Origin of the sequence: Thermosulfurimonas sp. F29 (assembly GCF_019688735.1) — a bacterium.
In the GTDB taxonomy this organism is placed as follows: Bacteria; Desulfobacterota; Thermodesulfobacteria; order Thermodesulfobacteriales; family Thermodesulfobacteriaceae; genus Thermosulfurimonas_A.
Map to the genome: position 1 here is coordinate 72,627 of NZ_JAIFYA010000003.1, position 19,422 is coordinate 92,048.

The following is a 19,422-nucleotide window of genomic DNA, read 5'->3' on the forward strand; positions in this document are numbered from 1 at the left end:
GGAATATGAAGGTAAGGCTCGCCCGAAAAGCCGGCTTTTGCATGGGGGTGCGACGGGCCATGCGTCTGGCCCTGAAGGCCGCCGAAACCTCCTCCAGACCGGTCTATACCTATGGCCCCCTGATTCATAATCCCCAGGCCCTCGAACTCCTGGAACGGCTCGGGGTGCGCGACCTCAAAAAGACGAAAACCGCACCGGAGGGGGTGGTCATCATCCGGGCCCACGGAGTGCCTCCGGAGGAAAAGGAGGCCCTGGCGGCCTCGGGGCTTGAGGTGATTGACGGAACCTGTCCCCGGGTGGCCAGGGTCCAGGCCCTGGCGCGAAAGTATTCCCGGGAAGGCTATCAGGTAATCGTCATAGGGGATCGGGATCACGCCGAGGTAAGGGGAATCCTGGGTTATACCGGGGGGCGGGGAGTGGTGGTGGAAAGCTTCGGCGATCTCGAGAGTCTGCCCCCGCTAAAGAGGTATGTAATCCTCTCCCAGACCACTCAGGACGAAGAAATCTTTGAACTCCTTTCCCGGGAGATCCTTTCCCGTTATCCCGGAGGAAAGGTCATCAACACCATCTGCCACGCCACCCATGTGCGCCAGGAGAGTGTACGGGAGCTGGCGCGGGAATGCCCGGCCATAGTGGTGGTGGGAGGAAGGGGAAGTGCCAACACTAACCGGCTCGTCCAGATCGCCGGGGAGGAGGGGGCACGGGCCTTCCTGGTGGAAACCCCGGAGGAGTTGCCGCTTGCGGAACTGGCCCGATACCCCCGTGTGGGGGTGAGTGCCGGTGCCTCCACCCCCAACTGGCTCATAAACGGCGTGGTGGAACGACTGGCCGCCCACGGGAATCCCCTGCGGCACCTGCTGCGTGTGCTCCTCTATCTGCATGTACCGCTGGCCCTTTCCGCGGTCTTGCTTCTGGCCGGAGGCTTCCTTATACTCGGAAAAACTCCGCCTCTTTCCGCAGCGGTTCTTGTATTCCTCATGGTCTTTTTTGCCCACACCTGGAACTCCCTGGTAGCCCGCGAGGTTCTGGCCCTGTGTCATCCCTACAAGGCCGCTTTCTACCGAAAACGGGAAAAGTTTCTGGTATCGTTATCCCTGGGGGCCTTTTCCGGGGCTCTCCTGATGGGCTATCGCCTGGGACCTCAGATTCTCATGCTTGTGGCTATTCTGGGAGGGATTTCGGCCCTCTACAGCCTCACCTCCCTGAGGGGACTCTTTCCGGGGAATCGCCCCCTATTCATTACTCTTTACTGGATCGTCCTGATGGGCTCTTTTCTGGTCCCTTCCTCGCCGCCGGGTCTGCCGGGCTTTGTGCTCCTCGGACTTATTGTTCTAGCCGTCTTCTTTCAAATTCTCTACCTGGATCTCCTGGATCTTTTCGAGGACGGCTTTCTCGGTCGCGAATCCATGGCGGCCTGGCTCGGAGAAAATCGAACCCTGAAACTCCTTATGGGATTACCCATTCCTGAAGTCCTCCTGATCCTGGGGATGGTCTTTTCGGCGGGCTGGAAGTTCCTGATCCTTCTTGGGGTCCCGTTCCTTCAGACAGGAATCACCTTTTTCCTGCGCCGCAAACCCTTAGGCCGAAGGGTGTCTCTTGAATACCTCGGTCTTTCTCCTTCCCTGCTCTTCATGACCCTGAGTCTTCTGGTGGTGAAAATTTAGATCATGTCCGGGGACAAAGATCGCTTTTTTATGCTAGAGGCGCTGCGGGAGGCCGAAAAGGCCTTTCGGGAAGGGGAGGTTCCGGTGGGAGCGGTACTGGTATCTCCGGAGGGGGAAATCCTGGCCCGGGCGCACAATCGTCCCCTGGGGCTGTGTGATCCCACGGCGCACGCCGAAATCCTGGTCTTAAGGGAAGGGGCTCGCCGGGTGGGAAATTACCGTCTCCTCGGGACCACGCTTTATGTAACCCTGGAACCCTGTCCCATGTGCGCCGGAGCGCTGGTCCATGCCCGGGTAAAACGCCTGGTCTTCGGAGCCAGGGACGAACGGACGGGAGCCTGCGGAAGTCTTTACGATCTGGTGAGGGACCCGCGCCTGAACCACCGTCTCGAGGTGGAGGAAGGGATCCTGGCCGAGGAGGCCGCCCTACTCCTTCGGGAATTCTTCCGGCTACGCCGTTGAGAGTTTTCACGGGGATGCAATTTTTGAATCCGGTGTTATATTATTCGCTGCCGGGGCGAAAGGAGGGGTGCCCGAGTGGTCGAAGGGGGCCGACTCGAAATCGGCTAGGGGAGTGAAAGCTCCCCTCGGGGGTTCGAATCCCTCCCCCTCCGCCAATTATTGTAAATATTATAAATCTCGTACCCCCCAATCTTCGGTCTCTAAACATCCCAAAAGTCTCAATGAGTCAATCCGAAGTATTGACATTTTTTATAATACTTCCATTATCCCTCCTGCGGAGGGGCTCCGGGCCTAATTCTCAATTCTTTAGCCCTTCCCCATTGGAGAGGCTTCCTCTTTTCTCTTAATAGACACAAAAATTTAGGCAACACCGAGCTTTGAGGGGAGGGCGTATGAAGCATTCTTAAGGTTTTTCATCCGAGAACTCGAAGGTCAAGCAAGGCGGACCTCAAGGCCTTTTTCCCGGAGGTAACGCTTGATCTCGGGGATTTCCACCTCCCGGCGATGGAAGATGCCCGCAGCCAGGGCCGCTTCGGCCTGGGTGTGGGCGAAGACCTGGTAAAAGTGCTCCACCGAGCCGGCACCGCTTGAGGCGATCACCGGAATAGAGACCGCCTCCGCCACGGCCTGGATCAATTCCAGATCGTATCCGCGATTGGTACCGTCGCGGTCGATGCTGTTCAAGAGTATCTCCCCGGCTCCGAGTTCCTCGCAGACCCGGGCCAGGGTGATGGCGTCCACATCCCGAGCCTCTCGTCCTCCCTTGACCGTGCACTGGAACCAGCAATAGCGTTCCCCGTTCGGACCGGGTTCGGCGGTCTCTATAACCGGATGTTCCGTTTCGGAAGGGCTTTTCACATAATGTCTCCGGGGATCGATGGATATCACCACCGCCTGTCGGCCGTAAACCCGGGAGATGGTTTCGATGGAGGATCGGCCCGAGGGACCCTTTCGGAGGACTTCCTCCACGATGTATACCGCATCGGAACCGATGGAGACCTTGTCCGCCCCGGCCCGAAAGTAGGCGGAGGCCACCTCCAGGGCGGTGTAGGAGCGTCCGTCGTGATCGGTGAAGTCCCGAATGCCCCCTCCGATGGTGAGCGGCACGAAGACCCGTTCGGAGGTGCGCCGAAGGACCTCCAGCATGGGTTGATCCTTCAGGGGGAAGTGGCGGAAACCGGTTATGTTCAGGAAGGTGATCTCGTCCGCCCCCTCCCGGTAATAGCGGTGGGCGAGGTCCACGGGGTCTCCCAGGTCCCGTACCCGGCCGCCCTCCCGCACATCGTACTGGAGCCCCTTGGTAACCACCAGACGCCCCTCGTCGTCCGAACGGACATCCAGGCAGGCGATGATGCGTTTGGCCAGTTGAGTCCGCTCGGGAGGTCGAGAAGGCAGAACCACCGGCCCCTCCCCGCGGAGAAAATTTTCGAGGATCCGGAGTCCCGCCGGGCCACTTTTTTCCGGATGAAACTGAAGGGCCACCACATTCCCGTCCTCCACGGCACTCACGAACTCGATTCCGTAATCCGTGACCGTAAGGGCCAGGTCCGGATCCCAGGGATCCACATAGTAGGAATGGACGAAGTAGAATTTTTCCTCACCGGTCAGCCCCTGAAAGAGACGGGAGGGTTTGCGAGGTTTGATCCCGTTCCAGCCGATGTGGGGTACCGAAAGATCTATTCGAAAACGACGAACGAAACCGCGGAAGACGGAAAGCCCTGCCACGCCCGGGGCCTCCTCGCTTCCCTCGAAAAGCACCTGAAGCCCCAGGCAGATTCCCAGAAAGGGACGATTGGCCCGCAGGTATTCCCGCAGCGGTTCCACGAAGCCCTTTTCGTGAAGGGCTCGCATGATGCTTCCGAAATGGCCCACCCCCGGAAAGACCAGCCGCTCGGCGGAAAGGATGTCTTCCGGGCGTTCCACGAACCTAACCTCGGCCCCCAGGACCCGCAGGGCGTTTACCACGCTTCGCACATTTCCCGCTCCGTAATCAAGCAGCGCCACCCGCATTTCCGGCCCCTCACGGTCTTTTGGCGACCATTTTAACACGGTAGAATGAAAGGGACATGCCCTCTCCCCGGGACAGACTGCCGAGCCTCCTCGAAGTCCTCAATCAGGTCCTCCGCGGAAAGAGCGAGGTGGTGGAACTGGCGGTGAGCTGTTTCCTGGCCGGGGGACATCTACTGCTCGAGGATCTTCCGGGCACGGGCAAGACCACCCTGGCCGTGGCCCTGGCCCGGACCACGGGGGGAGCGTTCCGTCGGGTCCAGTTCACCAACGATCTTCTGCCGGCGGATCTCCTGGGAACGGAGGTGTGGCAGGCCTCGGAAGGTCGCTTCGTTTTTCATCCCGGCCCCATCTTTACCAATGTCCTTCTTGCCGACGAAATCAATCGGGCCAGTCCCCGTACGCAGAGTGCCCTTCTGGAGGCCATGGCCGAAGGGCGGGTCTCCCTCTCGGGAAAGACCTATTCCCTGCCGGAACCATTCATGGTCATCGCCACACAGAATCCCTTGGATCTCTACGGAACCTATCCTCTCCCCGAGTCCCAGCTGGACCGTTTTTTGATGCGACTTTCGTTGGGTTATCCTCCCCGCGAGGAGGAACGAAAGGTACTCGCCGAGAACGGACTTTACGAAAAGGCCCGTGAGCTACAGCCGATTTTTTCCCGTGAGGAATGGCTGATCCTGCAAAAGGAGACCCGGAGGGTAAAGGTTTCGGACCGGCTCAGGGATTACCTTCTCGATCTCGCCGAGGCCAGCCGTAGAAGTTCGGAGTTTCGCTACGGGTTTTCCACCCGGGGGCTTCTGGCCCTCCAGGCCGCGGCGAGAGCGCTCGCCTATCTGCGCAATCGGGATTTCGTGACCCCTGATGAGGTGAAAGCGGTTTTCGTGCCGGTGGCCTATCATCGTCTCCTTCCCCGGGCGGAGCTTGAGCCCGGGGCGCGAGAGGAGCTCCTGCAGGAAATCCTCTCCCGGGTACCGGTGCCCCTGTGAAAAAGAGATACCGGGTAAGGATCACCCTCTCCGGATACCTACTGATCGGCCTCACGCTGGTGGTGGCCCTTGCAGGGGTGAACACCGGAAACAACCTGCTGTACCTCTCCGCCTCGGCGCTTCTCGCCCTTATGACCCTTTCCGGCCTGGCCTCCTGGCTCAACCTCTCCCGGGTAAAGGTGGAACTTGAACCTCCCCCGGAGATATTTGCCGGTCTTCCGGCCCTCTTCAGGGTGCACCTCCGGGGCCCCTTCTGGCCCTGTTTTTTTCTGCGGGTGCGCACCCCTTACGGGGAGACCCTGGTGCCCTGGTTTCGCGGAAAGCGGACCGTTTCCCTGTGGCTTCGTTTTCCCCGTCGCGGCACAGGGCGCCTCTCCTTCCTGGAGCTGGTCTCCGGATATCCCCTGGGATTTTTCCGGCGAACGCGTTTTCTGGAGTCGAACCTCGCCCTTACCGTCTATCCCCGCCCTCAATCGGGGCCGTTGAGGATCGTTGCCCTTGAGGTAGGAGAGACCGGGGCCTCCCTTTCCGGAAGTGCGGAGACCGAGCCCGAGGATCTCGTGGGCCTCGAGCCTTTCAGGGAGGGAACCCCGGCGAGCCGCATAGCCTGGAAGGCTTCCGCGGCCCGGGGGGAACTCCTGGTGAAACTCTTTCGCGGCTCCTCCGGATCCCGGATCGTGCTCGACCTGCGCCCTCCGATCTCCGAGGAACTCGTCTCCCGGGCTACCGAGGTGGTCCTGAGGAGTCTGCGGGAGGGTAAGTCCGTGGGACTAAAACTTCCGGAGCGAGAGATCCCTCCCGGAATGGGCAACGACCACCGCCGAATTCTTCTCGAGGCCCTGGCCTATGTCTGAGCTCTATCCGTTACGATGGGCCTGGTGGCTAGGAGTGCTGGCCCTCGGGGCACCGGTGCTGTTTCTCGCCCGGGACCTTCCCCTGCCAGGCCTCTCGGCCTTCGGAGGAGGGCTTCTCCTGGTGTTATTCCTCCGGCGTGATCCGCGCTTTTCCGGACTTTCCGTAAGAAGCCAGCTCCTTTTCATGGCCCCGTTTCTCCTGTGGGGGCTCTTCGGCCTTCGCCCGGAAACCCTGGTTCAGGACTTCCTGGGATACCTCCTGATCATAGCCGCGGCAAAGATACTCGGACCCCGTACCCCCCGGGACGCCCTCCAGCTTTTCCTCCTGGCCCAGCTTCTCCTGGTGGGGTCGGCGGTGATAAGGCTTGATCCGGGCTACGCCGTGCTTTTTGTAGTCGAAACCTGGGTTTCCGTTTCCGGCCTGGTCTTGCTCTACGCGGCCCGGGAATGCGAGCAAATCTCCCGAAAACTGGCCTCGAGACTCCTGATCCTGGGTCTGCTTTTCACCCTGGGTATCCTGTTTCTGACCGTATTTTACTTTCTGTTCCTCCCCCGCCCCCGGTTCACCCTATTTTCCGCTTACCTGGGAGGGACCCGCACCGGTCTCTCCGAAGAGGTGGACCCGGGGGCCGTGGTTGCCCTAAAGGAGGATCCATCCGTGGTCTTCAGGATTCGCTGGAGAAAAGGACCGCGTCCGAAGAGACCTTACTTTCGGGTATATGTGTACGGACGCTACCGGAAAGGAGTGTGGGAGGCCCTTCGCGGTCGAGGCCGGAGGAGAACCCCGCCTTCCGGGCCCCGGGCCACCTTTGAGGTCCTTCCGGTGGCGGAGACCTCGGGGCTTCCGGTTCCGGGTTATCCCCTTTCGGTGCGGACCGTAAGAGGACCCCGGGCCTTTACCGGGCCGGAGGGAACCGTGCTCCTCAGGGAACCCGTGGTGGAGCCGTCCCTGTGGCGAATAGAGGCCGTCTTGTCCGGGACCTTTCCGGTGGAGAGCCCTCCGGAAAGGTTTCTCGCCGTGCCGGAGAATGTAAAGTCCTTCCTTGCACCCCTCGCGAAAAGGCTCAAACGGTCCACCCCTCTGGCCACGGTCCGGGCCGTGATGCACTTCCTCAGGGAAAATTACACCTATACCGTGTCTCCGGGGAGGCCCCGGGGCGACCCCCTGCGCTGGTTTCTCTTCGAGAGTCATCGGGGACACTGTGAATACTTCGCCACCGCCATGGTCTTTCTCCTGCGCACACTGGGGCTTCCGGCCCGCGTGGTGGGAGGCTATGCCGGAGGAGAGTGGAATCCCCTGGGGAAGTATTATCTTCTGCGGGCAAAGGACGCCCACACCTGGGTGGAGGTGCTCATCCCCGGACGGGGCTGGGTATCCTTCGATCCCACCCCTCCCGCGCCCGGAAGTCTCCACCGTCCCTCCACCTTCCATCGCCTGAGACTTCTCTGGGATTATCTGGAATTTCGCTGGTACTACTGGGTGGTGGAGTACGATTTTCTGAAACAGGTCCGGCTCCTCCGGGGGCTTTCTCGCGAGGCGGCACGATTTTCCCTGCCGAAGCCTTCCGCGTTTTCCCTGAACGGTCGAGCGAAGGATCTTATTCCGGCAACGGGGCTCGTCCTCCTGGGCCTTCTGCTGTTTTTCGTCTTTCTCAGGAGATACCGGAGGCGGCCCCCGGTGGAAAGGCTCCTTCGGGACCTCGAAAAACGGGTCGGTCCGCGGGCATCCTCGGAAACCCTGCGGGAATACTTCAGCCGGATCTCGGGACAGAGGCCGGAAATCTCCAGCTTTCTAGAACGATTCCTCGAACTTTACGAACGCGAGGCCTTCGGCGAAGAGGATACCCGCCGGGCTCAGGAGAAACTCCTGGCCCGGATTCGTGCGGCGCTGGACAACCCCCCTTCTTTGGGGTTTAAAATATTTAAATAATCCGGGGTCGGGGGGGCGGATGAGGGTCGTCTGTATTGAACCGCGCAACCCGCGCACCCATGTGTTTTCGGCCTTCAGGCTTCCTCGTCTGGCCATGCCCCTCCTGGGCACCATCCTCCGGAATCGGGGCCACGAGGTCAGGGTCTTCCTCGAGGAATGGGGTGAGGTGGACTGGAGGGCGGTGCGCGAAGCGGACCTGGTGCTCATCTCCACCATCACCCCCACCGCCGAGAGGGCTTACGCGCTGGCCGACCGGATACGCCGGGAATGGCACAAACCCGTCGTCCTGGGAGGCCCTCACGCCACCTTTCTTCCGGACGAGGCCCTGGAGCACGCGGACTTCGTGATCCGGGGCGAGGGAGAGAAAACCGTGGTGGAGCTGGTGGAGGTTCTCTCCGACGGCGGAGGGTTCGAGACCGTCCCCGGCCTCTCCTTCCGGCGGGGGGAGGAGCGGGTGCACAACCCGCCCCGGCAGGGGTTCGTGGACCTGGACGAGCTTCCCGTCCCGGACTTTCGCCTGGTGCCCGGGGTGAGTCCGGAAAGGATGCGCATCTATCCCACCATGACCTCCCGGGGGTGCCCCTACGGCTGCGTTTTCTGCTCGGTGATCGCCATGTTCGGCCGCAAGTATCGCTATCGCTCCACGGAACTCGTCCTGGAAGAGATCTCCGGCATCCAACCGGGACAGCATGTCTTCTTCTACGACGACAACTTCGCCGCCCACCCCGAGCGCACCAAGGAATTGCTTGAAGGTATGATCAGACAGAACTTTCGGGGCGTATGGTCCTCTCAGGTTCGCATCGATGTCTATCGGGACCGGGAGATGCTAGATCTCATGAAAAGGAGTCGCTGTTTCGTGGTTTACATCGGTCTTGAGTCCGTGAATCCGGAAACGCTTAAGGCCTTCCGCAAGGGTATCACCTTTCAGGAGATCGAGGAGGGTGTGCGCGCCTTTCATCGTTACGGGATTCGGGTGCACGGGATGTTCGTGATCGGGGCCGATACCGACACCGAAGAGACCATCCGGGCCACTCTGGATTTCGCCAGGAAGGTCCATCTGGATTCCGCCCAGTTCCTGGTCCTCACCCCGATTCCGGGCTCGAAGCTGTTTCGCCAGTTCGAGGAGGCCGGGCGCATCTTCGACCGCCGCTGGGACCTCTACGACGGCCATCATGTGGTCTTCCATCCCCGGAACCTCTCCCCGCTGCGCCTCATGGAGCTTTCCTATGAGCTTCACCGGCGATTTTATTCCCTTTCCGAGGCCCTGCGTCGTCTGCTGCGCGGGGACCGGTTCGGGGCCTATATCGCCTTCATGGGCCGGAAATTCGTGCGCCGCTGGCGGAAGGAAAACGAAGAGGAATTCGCCTACCTGAGCTCCCTCACCGCGGCCAGCGCCGCCTCGTAATCGGGTTCCCGGGTGACTTCGGAAACCACTTCCACATAACGCACGGTGTCGTCGCGATCCAGCACCAGAACCGCCCGGGCTAGCAACCCCAGCTCCTTGATGAGGAGCCCGTAGGCCCGGCCGAAGGCCCTCTCCCGGTAGTCCGAAAGCACCGTCACCCTATCGATGCCCGCGGCTCCGCAGTAGCGGGCCAGGGCAAAGGGAATATCCACGCTCACATTGAGCACCACCACCTCATCGGAAAACGCCGCGGCCTCGGCATTGAACCTTCGGGCCTGGAGGTCGCACACCGGGGTGTCCAGAGAGGGGGTCACGCTTATCACCTTTATCCGTCCGGAAAAGTCCGCCAGCGCCACCGGATTGAGGTCCCTGTCCACCAGGGTGAAGGCCGGGGCCTTCTGGCCCACCCGAATCTCCGGTCCTATCAGGGTGAGGGGCTGCCCCTTAAAGGTCACGGCCCCGGGACGCTCCTCGAGCCCCTTTAGCTTGCGCAGAAAGGCCCTCATGAAGGCCGGAAGATCCCCGGGATGGCGCGAGGTGACGATCTGACCGTCCACCACCACCTCCCGGTCGAGGTATTCCGCCCCGCAGGCCAGCACTTCATCCTTCACCTTCCAGTAGCAGGTGGCTTTGTGGCCCGAAAGGAGTCCGGCGGAGACGAGAATCTGCGGACCGTGACATATGGCCGCAATGGGTTTGCCGCTACGGTAAAAATTCCGAACCAGGGCGAGCACCCGTTCGTCCTCCCGCAGGGCGGCCGGGGCCTTTCCACCGGGAAGCACGAGCCCCGCGTAGTCCTCCACCCGCACCTCCTCCAGGGTGAGGTCCACCGGTACCTCGTAGCCCCGCTTTCCCCGGATCTTCTCCTTCTTAAACGAGGCCACCTCGGGCGTGAAACCCTCCTCCCGAAGGCGCCAGTAAGGATAGAGAAGTTCACTGTCCTCGAACTGGTCGGCACTGAGAATAAGGACTCTCATTTCGGCCTCCCTCAAAGTCTTTGATCTATGATAAAGTAAAAGAACAGATTTTTCGAGGAGTCCAGCATGGTTCCGGCGCGAAAGGTGCTCCTGGCTTACGACGGCACCACTCCTTCCCGGAAGGCCGTGGCCTACCTCAACGAGGTCTTCGGCCATCGGCGGGACTTTACGATCACCCTGTGCGTGGTGGCCCGGCGTCCGCCTTCCTATTTGCTCCGTGGTGGTGGAGGAAAGCCCCTCTTTGAAAGGGAGGATCTGCTGGAGAAGGCCATTGCCGAGAACATGGCCCGGGCCCGGGCCGTGGCCGAAAGGGGACGGCAACTGCTCTCCGCCTTCCCCGAAGACGCGGTGGACCTCAAGGTTTCCCTTCAGACCGGGGATCTGGCTTACGAAATCATCCGGGAGGCGGAGGGGGGCTACTACGACGCCGTGGTGGTGGGGCGGCGGGGGCTTTCCCGGGCCACGCAGGGGTTCATGGGGAGCGTATCCTACAAACTGGCCGAACACGCCCGGATTCCGGTTTGGATGGTGGCCGGGGAGGGCTGGAATCACCGGGTGCTCGTGGCCGTGGATCTGGGAGAGCCCGGTTTTCGGGTGGTGGACCATGTGGCTTATGTCTTTGCCGGGGATCCCGGGGTGGAAATCACGCTGTTTCATGTGGTCTATCCCTGGACGGGGACCGGGCCCCGCACCGAGACCCTCAAGAGGATCGAGGCGGGGCTCGTGGCCGCCGAGGAGGAGGAAACCCGGACCTTTTTCGAGAAGGCCCGCCGACGCTTCGAGGAGGAGGGGTTCCCCACCGAGAGGGTCCGGGTGCGAATCGTGCGGTCCATTTTCGGGCCGGCCTCGGCCATCCTCAAGGAGGCCCGAAAGGGCGGCTACGGTACGGTAGTGGTAGGGCGTCGGGGCCGCGGAGGCTTCAAGGGACTTCTTCTCGGTTCCGTCTCCACCAAAATTATTTCCACGCTCAAGGACCGAACCGTATGGCTGGTCGGGTAAGACGGTGCCCAATCTGCGGCAGGCCGACCTCCTGGAGGAAAAACCCTTATCGCCCATTCTGTTCGGAAAGATGCAAACTGGTGGATCTGGACCGGTGGTTCTCCGAAGAATATCGCATTTCCGTATCCCGAGACACTATGGAAGCCGAGGAAGAGGAGGTGAAGGGATGAAAAGTCCGAATGTCATCTGGCATCCACGCCTGGTTACCCGAGAAGACCGGGAACGCCTGAACAAACACCGCAGCGGAGTAATCTGGTTTACCGGACTCCCGGCGTCGGGAAAATCTACCATCGCTCACTTTCTTGAAAAAGAACTTCACGATCGTGGTATCCGGGCCTATGTACTGGATGGAGATAACATCCGCTACGGGCTCTGCGGAGATCTGGGATTCTCTCGGGAGGATCGACGGGAAAACCTGCGACGCATAGCCGAGGTCTGCCGTCTCATGATGGATGCAGGTCTGCTGGTGCTCGCAGCCTTCGTTTCCCCTTACAGAGAAGACAGACGATATGTACGCGAAAGGGTGGGAGACGGGGCCTTCTTTGAGGTGTATGTGAAATGCAGTCCCGAAACATGTGAAAAGCGTGATCCCAAAGGTCTCTATCGAAAGGCCCGCGAAGGAAAAATACACGAATTTACCGGGGTAAATGCGCCTTACGAGGAACCGGAAAATCCGGATCTCGTTCTTAATACCGAAGAAGAGGATCTTGAGACCTGCATTCGCAAAGTTTTACAGATGCTTTCGGAAAAAAATTTCATTTTATTGCTTTAATTTCTGAATCCGCGATGAAGAAAAAGGCCCGTTTCTACCGGTGCAGGGCCTGCGGATTGCGCTTTCCGGATCTGGCCCCGCGGGAGGGGTGTCCCTCCTGCGGAGGGAGTCTGGAACTCGTGGCCGAGCGGCACCTTCGGGAGGACGCCCTCGGGCCTTCGCGGGGAGTGGTGGAGCCCCCCTGCGTGGCGATCCTGGAAAACATCCGCAGTGCCTGGAATGTGGGATCCATGTTCCGCACCGCCGAGGCCGCGGGTTTTGCCCGTCTTTATCTCTGCGGTATCACCCCTGCCGGGGACCATCCGGGGGTGGCCAAGACCGCTCTCGGGGCCGAGAGCGTGGTCCCCTGGACGCATCATCCCGACGCCCTGGCGGTGGTGAAGAACCTGAAACTGGAGGGCTTCAGGGTGCTCATCCTGGAGACCGAGGAAGCCGTGGACTGGCACCCGGAGCTCCCCCCGCCGGAAGGCCCCCTGGCCGTGGTGGTGGGAAACGAACTGACCGGGGTGGATCCTGGGGTGCTTGAGGCCTGTGACCTCACGCTGCGGCTTCCCATGAGGGGAGGTAAACGCTCGCTCAATGTCGCCGTGGCCTTCGGGGTGGTGGCCCTGTGGCTGTCGGCCCGGAGAGCTACTCCACGGTGACGCTTTTGGCGAGATTTCGTGGCTGATCCACATCACAACCCCGTCGCACGGCCATCTCGTAGGCGAAGAGCTGAAGGGGCACCGTGTAGACCAGGGGGGAAAACTCCCAGGAGACCGGGGGGAGCCCTACGAAGTCCGAGACCTTTTCCGCCAGCGCCTGATCTCCCCGGGTGCCGAAGGCCAGCACCGGGCCCCTCCGGGAACGCACCTCCTCGATGTTGGAAAGCATTTTCTCGTAAACGAGGCCGGCCTCCCGCGGGGCCAGCGCCACGGTGGGCACCGTTTCCTCAATGAGAGCGATGGGGCCGTGTTTCATCTCGCCAGCGGCGTAGCCCTCCGCGTGGATGTAAGAGATCTCTTTAAGCTTGAGGGCCCCCTCCAGAGCCACCGGAAAGAGGATGTTCCGGCCCAGGTAGAGGAAGTTTTCCCGGCGAAAGTACTTTTCCGAGAGATCCCGTAACTGCGGATGGACTTCCTCGATGAGGTTCTGGATGCGGCCGGGGATCTCGTAAAGCTCTCCCGCAAGGCGCCGGGCCTCCTCCGGGGAGAGCCTTCCCCGCAGGCGTCCCAGATAAAGGGTCAGGAGAAGCAACACGGTGAGCTGGGAGGTGAAGGCCTTGGTGGAGGCCACGCCGATTTCCGGGCCGGCGTGGGTGTAGATCACCCGGTCGGCCTCCCGGGCGATGGTGCTCCCCAGCACATTGACGATGCCGAGCACCCGGGAGGAAAGCTCCCGGGCCAGGCGAAGTCCCGCCAGGGTGTCCGCCGTCTCCCCGGACTGGGAGATCACGATGGTGAGGGTGCGTTCGTTCACCAGAGGGGACCGATAGCGGAACTCCGAGGCCAGATCCACCTCCACGGGCACCCCCGCCCACCTCTCCAGAAGATACTTTCCCACCAGACCGGCGTGGTAGGAGGTGCCGCAGGCCACGATGAAGATCTTTTCCGTGTCCTTGAAGAAATCCGGAGAAAGCTCCGCGTCGTCCAGATGGACCTCTCCGCTTTCGGGATCGAGACGCCCCCTCAGGGTGTCGCGGATGGCCTCGGGTTGCTCGTAGATCTCCTTGAGCATGAAGTGGGGAAAGCCTCCTTTTTCGGCCCGGGAGGCGTCCCAGGTGATTTCCTGAACGGAACGCTCCACCGGGGAACCGTCCAGGCGGAACACGCTGATCCCGCCGGCAGTGAGCACGGCGAGGTCTCCGTCCTCGAGGAAGACGACCCTTCGGGTCCAGGGCAGGAGCGCCGGCACATCCGAGGCCAGAAAGACCTCCTCCTCCCCCAGTCCCAGCACCAGGGGGCTCTGGTTGCGGGCGCACACGATTCGCCCCGGATCACGGCGCCAGATGATGCCCACGGCGTAGGCTCCCCGGAGCCGGAGAAGGGCCCGCCGTACCGCCTCGGGAAGGTTCCCAGTCTCGGAGAGGGCCTCCTCCACCAGATGGGCAATCACCTCGGTGTCGGTCTCGGAAACGAACCGATGCCCCCGGGCCAAAAGCTCCCGCTTAAGGGCCTGATGGTTTTCGATGATGCCGTTGTGCACCACCGCCACCTCGCCGGCGCAGTCCAGATGGGGATGGGCGTTGGTCTCGGAGGGTTCTCCGTGGGTGGCCCACCGGGTGTGTCCCAGTCCGGGGGCCTCACCCCGCACCTCAAGCCGGGCCAGACTCTCGTCGAGATCCAGGATCTTTCCCTTAACCCGGTGCAGAAAGAGCCTCTCCCCCTCGAAAAAGACCACTCCGGCCGAGTCGTAACCCCGATACTCAAGCCGCCTGAGCCCCTCGAGCAGCACGCTTTTTACCGGTCTTTTTCCCAGGTAACCGATGATTCCGCACACGAGGTTCCTCCTTTCCGGAGTTTTTCCAGGTATTCCTCCCACTCCCAGGGCAGGAGGTATTTCTTCCGATTATTGCATTCCTTGCAGGCCGGAACCAGGTTGGACTTTTCCGAGCGTCCTCCCTGGGAGAGGGGGATGCGGTGATCCATGGTGAGTTCGTGCGGAGGAACCCGCCTTCCGCAGTAATAGCACACCCCCCGCGCACACTTCCTGCGCCACCAGCGGGTCTTTCGCAGACGCCGGGCCTTTTCCCGTTCGCGCCGGATCCACTCCTCCGGCAAACATCCCTTCTCCCACATGGACCCTTACCGAAATTGATAAGAGTAATAAAGAGCAATACCCTTATCCCTGGCGTACCTTTCCACCGAGGGATGAGAAACCATGTGGGTGACCAGAATTAGAAATCGGTCGGGAAAAATCTGAATCAAGGGTTTGATCTTGCGGCGGAGGAATCGGTCTATGTCGTTTTTGGAAAGCTGAGCCTTGGCTTCTCCCAAAATAACCAGCTCCTTCCCGTTCTTTCGGGCCTTACCGAAAATGTTGACCTCTAAAGGCCGACCCTTTTCGTCTTCTACAAAGGTCCGGATCAATTCTCCTTCCACTTTCAGACCGTAGTCTTTTTCCAGGAGCCGAGGCAAATAACGGAAGGCTTCGTTTTCCAGGGTGTAGCCTACGGTAATGGAAAGGCCCCCCACCTGTTGCCGCAGATCCCGGATATCCTCTTTTACCTTCCCCATCTCTCCGGTGAGCTTGCGTACATCCTCCGTGAGCTGATCCACCCTTTGAGTGAGTTCGTCCACCCTTTGAGTGAGTTCGTCCACCCTTTGAGTAAGCTGATCCACTCGTTGAGTGAGTTGATCCACCCTTTGAGTTAGGGTTCGCAGGTTTTCTCCCTGCTGGCGGACGATTTCTTTGAGCTCGTTAAACTCCTCCCGGGTAACGGTCTGGGCCAGATTTTCGTAGATCTCGGAGAGGACGCGTAGGAGTTTGAGGGCCGCTTCCTCTCCGAAGGTCTCCCGAAATTCCTCAAAATATCTAAAGGCGTTAAACATTTTTATCTCTCCGCCCTCCAATCCGGATCTCCGTCCAACCGGAAACCCGGGTTGTCATTTTTTTCAGTTAAACTAGTATAGCCGTTGATGCGGGAGAAAACAATCAGAATAGCTGGTCTCTACGACATCTACGAAAAGATCCGGGCCGGGGAGAGACTCTCCCGTGAGGACGGGCTGAAGCTCCTCTCCTGCCGGGACCTCCTGGCGCTGGGATGGCTGGCCCGGCTGGTGCGGGAACGCCTGCACGGTCGGCGGGTGTATTATGTGATCAATCGTCATCTGAACTATACCAATGTCTGTGAAAATCGCTGCCGCTTCTGCGCCTACTGGCGGGCTCCCGGGGATCCGGAGGGGTATGTCGTCTCCCCGGAGGAGGCCGTAAAACGGCTTTCGGAGGGACCTCCTCCCCGGGAAATTCACATCGTGGGAGGGGTGAATCCGGAGCTTCCTTACAGTTATTATCTGGAACTCCTTTCGGCCCTGCGCGAGGCTTTCCCCGGGGCGGCCTTAAAGGCCTTCACCTGCGTTGAGATAGATCACCTGGCGAGGATTTCCGGAAAGTCAGTGGAGGAGGTGTTGCTGGATCTTAAAGAGGCGGGTCTTTCCTGTCTTCCGGGAGGCGGGGCGGAGGTCTTCTCGGAAAGGGTGCGCGAGAGGCTCTTTCCCCGCAAGATCCCCGCCGAACGCTGGCTGGAGGTCGCCCGCACCGCGCACCGTCTGGGCATCCCCACCAACGCCACCCTGCTTTACGGACACCTCGAGACCCCGGAGGAGAGGGTGGATCACCTCCTCCGGCTCCGGGAGCTTCAGGACGAAACCGGGGGTTTTCTCTGCTTCGTGCCCCTGCCCTTTCTTCCGGAAAAGACCCCTCTCCGGGGAGAGGTCTCCGCTCCCACGGGGTTCGACGATCTGCGGATGGTGGCCGTGGCCCGGCTCCTGCTGGACAACATACCTCACCTCAAGGCCTACTGGGTCTTTCTGGGGGTAAAGCTGGCCCAGCTGGCCCTTCACTTCGGGGCCGACGATCTCCACGGCACCGTGGTGGAGGAGAAGATAAGCGAGGCCTCCGGAGGGCGGGAGGCCGAGGCCCTGAGCCGAACCGAGATAGAGCGTCTCATCCGGGAGGCAGGCTTTGAACCCGTGGAAAGGGACGCCTTTTACCATCCCGTGAACTAGACCTCTCTCACCCCGGCCAGCCCCACGATCCTCTCCTCTCCGTTGAGGAAGAAGAGCTTGACCCCGCGGGTGGCCCGTCCCTTGAAGGGAATGTCTTTCACCCGAAGGCGGATGATCTTCCCGGAATCGGAGAGGAGGAGGATCTCGTCTCCCTCCGAGACCAGAAGCCCCCCGGCCAGATCCCCGGACTTGGCGTCGATCCGGGCGGCAATGATCCCTTTTCCCCCGCGACTCTGGAGCCGATATTCCGTAAGAGGAGTGCGTTTGCCGTAGCCGAAGGCGGTGACGGTGAGGAGGTCTCTTTTTTCTCCGGGGGGGAGCACCAGGAGGCTTACCACCTCGTCTCCGCGGGCAAGCTCGATGCCCTTGACCCCGGCGGCGGCCCGTCCCATGGGGCGCACCTGATCCTCGGGGAACCGGATGGCCTGTCCCCGCCGGGTGAGTAGCAGGATCTCGTGATCCCCCTCCGTGAGGGCGGCGTCCACCAGCTCGTCGCCTTCGTTCAGCTTCAGGGCCAGGATGCCCGTGGAACGCGGGTTTCCGAATTCGGAAAGTTCCGTCTTTTTGATCAATCCCCGGCGCGTGACGAAGATCACGAAACGCCCTTCGGAAAACTCGCGCACCGGAACCACCGTGGCCACCCGTTCGTCCTCGGTCAGCCGCAGGAGGTTGGAAAGGGGCGTGCCCCGGGCCGCTCTCCCCGCCTGCGGAATGTCCAGCACCCGCAACCAGTAGGCCCGTCCCCGGTTGGTGAAACACAGAAAGGTCTCGTGGGTGGTGGCCACGAAGAGGTCCTTCACCGCGTCCCCGTCTCCCACCGAAAGCCCGCTTACGCCCTTTCCTCCCCGGCGCTGCTGGCGATAGGTGGAAAGGGGTAGTCTCTTTACATAGCCCCTGTAGGTCACGGTGACCACCATGGATTCCTCGACCACCAGGTCCTCCCAGGAGACCTCACCGTCGTCGGCAACGATCTCCGTGCGCCGGGGATCGGCGTACTTCTCCTTGAGCTCCCGCAGTTCGGCCTCTATGACCCCCTTCAGGGTCTCCTCGTCGGAGAGAATCCTTTCGAACCAGGCGATCTGGCGCTGAAGTTCCCGGTATTCGGCGCGAAGTTTCTCCCGTTCAAGGGCCGTGAGTCTCTGGAGACGCATGTCCAGGATGGCCTGGGCCTGGGCCTCGGAAAAGGCGAAGCGTTTTATTAATTTCTCCTTGGCCTCGGACGGAGTGCGGGAGCCCCGGATGAGGGCGATGATTTCGTCGAGGTGATCGAGAGCCTTGAGCAAGCCCTCCAGAATGTGGGCCCGTTCGCGGGCCTTGCGGAGGTCGTACTGGGTACGACGCAGCACCACCTCCCGGCGGTGAGCCAGAAAGTGTCCCAGCACCTCCCGGAGGGAGAGAAGCTCGGGTCGGCCCCGCACCAGGGCCAGCATGATGACCCCGAAGGTGCTCTCGAGCGGGGTGTGCTTGTAAAGCTGGTTCAGGACGATCCGGGCCTGATCGGCCTTCTCCCGCTTGAGTTCCACCACCACGCGGAGACCGTCCCGGTCGGATTCGTCCCGCACCTCGGCGATACCTTCCAGTTTCTTCTGCTGGGCGAGTTCCGCGATGCGCTCCACCAGCTTGGCTTTGTTGACCTGATAGGGAATCTCGGTGATCACGATGGCCGTGCGCCCCCGTTCCCGCTCGATCACCGCCCGGCCCCTCATCCTGATGAGTCCCTTGCCCGTGGCGTAGGCCTCCCGGATCCCTTCCCGTCCCACGATGAGGGCCCCGGTGGGAAAGTCCGGCCCCTTTATGTAGCGCATGAGCTCGTCGAGGGTGATTTCCGGGTTGCGGAGCATGGCGATGAGGGCGTCCACCACCTCCCCCAGATTGTGCGGGGGGATGTTGGTGGCCATCCCCACGGCTATCCCCGAGGCCCCGTTCACCAGCAGGTTGGGGAGCCTGGAGGGAAGCACCACCGGTTCCTTCAGGGTGTTGTCGTAGTTGGGGGCAAAGTCCACGGTCTCTTTTTCGATGTCGGCGAGCATCTCGTGGGCAATGCGGGAAAGGCGCACCTCGGTGTAGCGCATGGCCGCCGGGGCGTCGCCGTCCACGGAACCGAAGTTCCCCTGTCCGTCCACCAGGGGGTAGCGCATGGTGAAGTCCTGGGCCAGCCGCACCAGGGTGTCGTAAACCGCGGCGTCCCCGTGGGGATGATACTTACCGATGACCTCTCCCACCACGCGGGCGCTTTTCTTGTGGGGTTTGTTCCAGTCGTTTTTCATCTCGTGCATGGCGTAGAGGATCCTGCGTTGCACGGGCTTGAGACCGTCTCTCACATCCGGAAGCGCCCGCCCCACGATCACGCTCATGGCGTAGTCCAGATAGGAACGCTTCAGTTCCTCCTCTAAGGGCACGCTCAGAATCTCACCCATTTCCGGATTCCTCCCGTGGTGCTATGATTTGCGATTCAGGAAGGACGGTGCTGGGGCTTGCCCCGGGCCAAAATCAGTAGAACCGTTACCAGACCTATCACAAAAAGATAGAAGCAGCCCCCAGCACCTCCATTTTTACTCCTCCCGCTGGTTTCGATCGAGGGCCATGTCCCTACTTTACCACAAAAAAAACGGGAGCGGATCCGGTTCCGTATCCCTGAAGATCACCCCTGGCAAATC

17 protein-coding genes and 1 tRNA gene are annotated in these 19,422 nt (G+C 61.1%); 12 read left to right on the top strand and 6 right to left on the bottom strand.

All coding sequences use genetic code 11. From position 1 onward, the window contains the following. Nucleotides 1-5 precede the first annotated feature (5 nt). The 3 genes from ispH (at nt 6) to K3767_RS08740 (ending at nt 2,281) form a co-directional block, all read left to right on the top strand. Nucleotides 6-1,664, top strand: a complete 1,659-nt coding sequence (gene ispH / locus K3767_RS08730; RefSeq protein ID WP_221173203.1) for a 4-hydroxy-3-methylbut-2-enyl diphosphate reductase — start codon at nt 6-8, stop codon at nt 1,662-1,664. Nucleotides 1,665-1,667: 3 nt separating this feature from the next. Further along, nucleotides 1,668-2,126 (top strand): tRNA adenosine(34) deaminase TadA, encoded by a 459-nt coding sequence (tadA, locus tag K3767_RS08735; protein WP_221173204.1) that lies wholly within the window; start codon nt 1,668-1,670, stop codon nt 2,124-2,126. 61 nt (nt 2,127-2,187) lie between these two features. Further along, a tRNA-Ser gene (locus K3767_RS08740) sits at nt 2,188-2,281 on the top strand. A 277-nt stretch (nt 2,282-2,558) separates the two neighbouring features. Here the strand turns inward: K3767_RS08740 and hisF are convergent. After that, nucleotides 2,559-4,136, bottom strand: a complete 1,578-nt coding sequence (hisF, locus tag K3767_RS08745; protein WP_221173205.1) for an imidazole glycerol phosphate synthase subunit HisF — start codon at nt 4,134-4,136, stop codon at nt 2,559-2,561. Between the two features lie 56 nt (nt 4,137-4,192). Here hisF and K3767_RS08750 point away from each other — a divergent pair, with 56 nt between their 5' ends. The 4 genes from K3767_RS08750 to K3767_RS08765 are packed head-to-tail and all read left to right on the top strand — an operon-like array spanning nt 4,193 to nt 9,311. Beyond that, the gene (locus K3767_RS08750) at nt 4,193-5,122 is read left to right on the top strand and encodes a MoxR family ATPase (protein WP_221173206.1); all 930 of its coding nucleotides are present in this window, start codon (nt 4,193-4,195) and stop codon (nt 5,120-5,122) included. Further along, nucleotides 5,119-5,976, top strand: a complete 858-nt coding sequence (locus K3767_RS08755) for a DUF58 domain-containing protein (protein WP_221173207.1) — start codon at nt 5,119-5,121, stop codon at nt 5,974-5,976. The genes K3767_RS08750 and K3767_RS08755 overlap by 4 nt, the downstream gene beginning before the upstream one ends. Beyond that, nucleotides 5,969-7,906 (top strand): DUF3488 and transglutaminase-like domain-containing protein, encoded by a 1,938-nt coding sequence (locus tag K3767_RS08760; RefSeq protein ID WP_221173208.1) that lies wholly within the window; start codon nt 5,969-5,971, stop codon nt 7,904-7,906. The genes K3767_RS08755 and K3767_RS08760 overlap by 8 nt, the downstream gene beginning before the upstream one ends. Nucleotides 7,907-7,925: 19 nt before the next feature. Then, nucleotides 7,926-9,311: a B12-binding domain-containing radical SAM protein gene (locus K3767_RS08765; protein WP_221173209.1), complete on the top strand. Its 1,386-nt coding sequence runs from the start codon at nt 7,926-7,928 to the stop codon at nt 9,309-9,311. Here K3767_RS08765 and tpx read toward each other — a convergent pair. Then, complete coding sequence (gene tpx / locus K3767_RS08770) at nt 9,272-10,288, bottom strand: thiol peroxidase (protein WP_221173210.1); 1,017 nt, start codon at nt 10,286-10,288, stop codon at nt 9,272-9,274. The genes K3767_RS08765 and tpx overlap by 40 nt on opposite strands. Before the next feature lie 66 nt (nt 10,289-10,354). On the opposite strand from tpx, the gene K3767_RS08775 reads away from it, so the two are divergent. From K3767_RS08775 to K3767_RS08790, 4 genes are read left to right on the top strand one after another with little or no spacing between them, the layout of a single operon-like run. Further along, nucleotides 10,355-11,287, top strand: a complete 933-nt coding sequence (locus tag K3767_RS08775) for a universal stress protein (RefSeq protein ID WP_221173211.1) — start codon at nt 10,355-10,357, stop codon at nt 11,285-11,287. Continuing rightward, complete coding sequence (locus K3767_RS08780; protein ID WP_221173212.1) at nt 11,272-11,457, top strand: DNA gyrase inhibitor YacG; 186 nt, start codon at nt 11,272-11,274, stop codon at nt 11,455-11,457. Before K3767_RS08775 ends, K3767_RS08780 begins: the two co-directional genes overlap by 16 nt. Then, complete coding sequence (gene cysC / locus K3767_RS08785; RefSeq protein ID WP_221173213.1) at nt 11,454-12,059, top strand: adenylyl-sulfate kinase; 606 nt, start codon at nt 11,454-11,456, stop codon at nt 12,057-12,059. Before K3767_RS08780 ends, cysC begins: the two co-directional genes overlap by 4 nt. 14 nt (nt 12,060-12,073) lie before the next feature. Further along, a complete protein-coding gene (locus K3767_RS08790) occupies nt 12,074-12,703 on the top strand; it encodes a TrmH family RNA methyltransferase (RefSeq protein WP_221173214.1) in 630 nt (209 codons plus the stop codon). Here the strand turns inward: K3767_RS08790 and glmS are convergent. Genes glmS through K3767_RS08805 form a run of 3 tightly spaced genes read right to left on the bottom strand, consistent with a single transcriptional unit; the run spans nt 12,690 to nt 15,589 of the window. Next, the gene (gene glmS / locus K3767_RS08795) at nt 12,690-14,537 is read right to left on the bottom strand and encodes a glutamine--fructose-6-phosphate transaminase (isomerizing) (protein WP_221173215.1); all 1,848 of its coding nucleotides are present in this window, start codon (nt 14,535-14,537) and stop codon (nt 12,690-12,692) included. The two genes, K3767_RS08790 and glmS, sit on opposite strands and share 14 nt — an antisense overlap. Beyond that, complete coding sequence (locus tag K3767_RS08800; RefSeq protein WP_255592371.1) at nt 14,498-14,818, bottom strand: HNH endonuclease; 321 nt, start codon at nt 14,816-14,818, stop codon at nt 14,498-14,500. Before K3767_RS08800 ends, glmS begins: the two co-directional genes overlap by 40 nt. A gap of 24 nt (nt 14,819-14,842) precedes the next feature. After that, nucleotides 14,843-15,589, bottom strand: coding sequence for a hypothetical protein (locus K3767_RS08805; protein WP_221173217.1), 747 nt, complete (start codon nt 15,587-15,589; stop codon nt 14,843-14,845). A gap of 87 nt (nt 15,590-15,676) precedes the next feature. Between K3767_RS08805 and mqnE the strand changes: the two genes are divergently transcribed. Then, nucleotides 15,677-16,765 (top strand): aminofutalosine synthase MqnE, encoded by a 1,089-nt coding sequence (gene mqnE / locus K3767_RS08810; protein WP_221173218.1) that lies wholly within the window; start codon nt 15,677-15,679, stop codon nt 16,763-16,765. Here mqnE and gyrA read toward each other — a convergent pair. Then, nucleotides 16,762-19,182 (bottom strand): DNA gyrase subunit A, encoded by a 2,421-nt coding sequence (gene gyrA, locus K3767_RS08815; RefSeq protein WP_221173219.1) that lies wholly within the window; start codon nt 19,180-19,182, stop codon nt 16,762-16,764. The two genes, mqnE and gyrA, sit on opposite strands and share 4 nt — an antisense overlap. Nucleotides 19,183-19,422: the final 240 nt, after the last annotated feature.